This window comes from Nocardiopsis lucentensis DSM 44048, from assembly GCF_000341125.1.
In the GTDB taxonomy this organism is placed as follows: domain Bacteria; phylum Actinomycetota; class Actinomycetes; order Streptosporangiales; family Streptosporangiaceae; genus Nocardiopsis; species Nocardiopsis lucentensis.
This window is the reverse complement of the sequence record NZ_ANBC01000283.1, coordinates 1-2192: the sequence shown is the minus strand read 5'-3', so window position 1 is coordinate 2192 and position 2192 is coordinate 1. Positions and strand designations below refer to the sequence as shown.

The 2192-nt window shown below is 76.7% G+C and carries 1 protein-coding gene and 1 pseudogene; both read left to right on the top strand.

Annotated elements, in window-relative coordinates; all coding sequences use genetic code 11:
* A pseudogene (locus D471_RS40105) lies at positions 1-670 on the top strand (hypothetical protein); the annotation flags it as partial.
* The coding region (locus D471_RS41695; RefSeq protein ID WP_017598445.1) for an RAMP superfamily CRISPR-associated protein at positions 667-2192 on the top strand (1526 nt) is incomplete at its 3' end. The pseudogene D471_RS40105 and the gene D471_RS41695, both read left to right, overlap by 4 nt.

The following is a 2192-nucleotide window of genomic DNA, read 5'->3' as shown; positions in this document are numbered from 1 at the left end:
GGGCGGGCCCCCCCCCGCTCCGCCCGCCCCGGAGGACGACGACCGAGTGCGTGCCCTCTTCGACGACCTGCTCTGGAACGCCGCGGCCCCACCCGTTCGCGCCCACGCCCGAGAGCTCGCCCAGGGTTCGGCGCACCTGCTCACACCGCTCACGCCGAGCTTGCTGGGCCGCCTGCGCGAGGTCGTCGCCCACCCCCACCACACCCCGCAGGACGCCCTGGCCGCCCTCGAACGCACCGTCGCGGGCCGTCCCCCGCGCGGCTCGGACGACGACCGCTCCGGAGCACGCGGGGTCCTGCGTGACCGAGCCGCGCGCGCCCTGGAACGAGCCCGCCTCCTCCGCCCCGGTCGGCATGGAACCGTCAGCGTCCGCGCCTGGTTGGAGGGACTCGCCGACGGCACCGCCGCCTGGTGGGCCGACAACCGGCCCGACCCCGACCACGACCCCGCCTACGCCGAGGCCGTCGCCGCCGTGGACCTGACCCTGTTCGACGGGCGCCCGCCACGGACCCGTCCGAGCGGGCTGTCGGAGTCCGCCCTGTCCTGGGAGCGCCGTGCGTCAGCGCGTCTGTGCCTGCTGCTGGTCGCCTCCTGGTTGGCCGAGGCCGCCCGGGCCGCGCGCTCCGTGCCCGACGGCCCTGCACCCCGTGAACGGGGAGGTCGGCGGTGAGCCCCGACCCCGTCCCGCCGCCCTTTCCGCCCGCACTGGTCTGGGAGGTGACCGCACGGCTGCGCCTGCTCTCCGACACCCATGTCGGAGCGGCCCAGGCCACGCCCCGCCATGCCGCGGAGACCGATGTCGACCTGTGTCTGGACCGCGACCCGCGCACCGGGTTGCCGCGTCTGCGGGCCACGACCCTGGCCGGGATCCTGCGGCACGAACTGGCCGACCGCACCGGTGACCCGGAAGGGGTCCGTGCGCTCCTCGGCGCCTCAGAGCCCCGGGACGAGGTCGGCCAGGAGGTGCCGCCTCCCGTCCCCAGCGCGCTGGACCTGGACGACGCCCAGGCCGAACTGCCGGAGGGGGCCGCGGTCGCGGTCCGGGTGGGAACGCGCGTGGACCCGGCGGCCGGGGCCGTGCTCCCGGGCCGGACGTGGCAGTGGGAAGTCCTGCCCTCCGGGACGGTCCTCACCGCGCACCTGCGGTTGGCCGTTCCCGCCCCGGAGGACGAACCGCGGCTGTTGGCGCTGCTCGTCCTGGCCGCGGGAGGTCTGGACGGCGCGGGGCCCGGGGCGCGTATCGGGGGCAGGTCCGGGCGCGGATACGGCTCGGTGCGGGCCGAGCGCTGGTCCGTGCTCCGCCACGACCTGTCCGAGGAGCACGGGTGGTTCGCCTACCACGCGCGCACGTGGGCCGAGCGCTGGTCGGGGGACGCGGCGGCGGACGGGGACGCGGCCGCTCTGGCGGACGCCCTCGGCGGGGCACTGGTCGTCCACGGGCGTGACGCGGCCGTCGTCGAGCTGGTCGCCCGGTCCGCCGTCGCCGACCGTCGCCACCGGGCCGAGCTCCACCTGACCCTGGCCGTCGCCGAACGCGCGGCGCCGCCCGGGGCCGACGGGGCGCCGGAGCCGCGCCCCGGTCTGCTCATGGTCGGGGATGTGCCCGTCGGCGACCGGATCGGGGAGGTGGACCGTGCCCACCGGTACCGCCCGGTCGTCACCGGCGCCGATGGTTTCCCGGGTGCGTCAGCCTTCCCCGCCGACCCCGCTACTCCCACAGGTCCCCCTGGCCCCAGTGCCCTCAGCGGTCCTGCCGGTTCGACCGCCTCCACGGGGCCCACCGACGTGCGCCTGGCTCCCGTCCTCGGTGACACCGCCTTGTTCTCCCTGTTCAAACGCATCGCCGCCCGCCTGGTACGCGACACCGCCGAGCACCTGGGCGGGCCGGTCACACGATGGCGGCGTTGGCACACCCACTGGTGGGGTGCCGACACCGAACGCGATACTGAGCGCGGCACCGCCATCCCCCGCCCCTCCCGCGTACGGCTGCGCTCCACCCCCGCGCTGTCCGGCGGAGCGCCGCTGACCGCCACTCGCCTGACCGTGGACGCCCTGTTCGGTGACGCCGTCGACGGACGCCTGTTCAGCACCGACCTCCACTGCGGCGGCGGCGCCGACGTCGTCCTGGATGTGCGCGACCCCGACGACGCCCTGCTCGGCCTGCTCGCCCTGATCGTCCGGGAGCTGGCCAC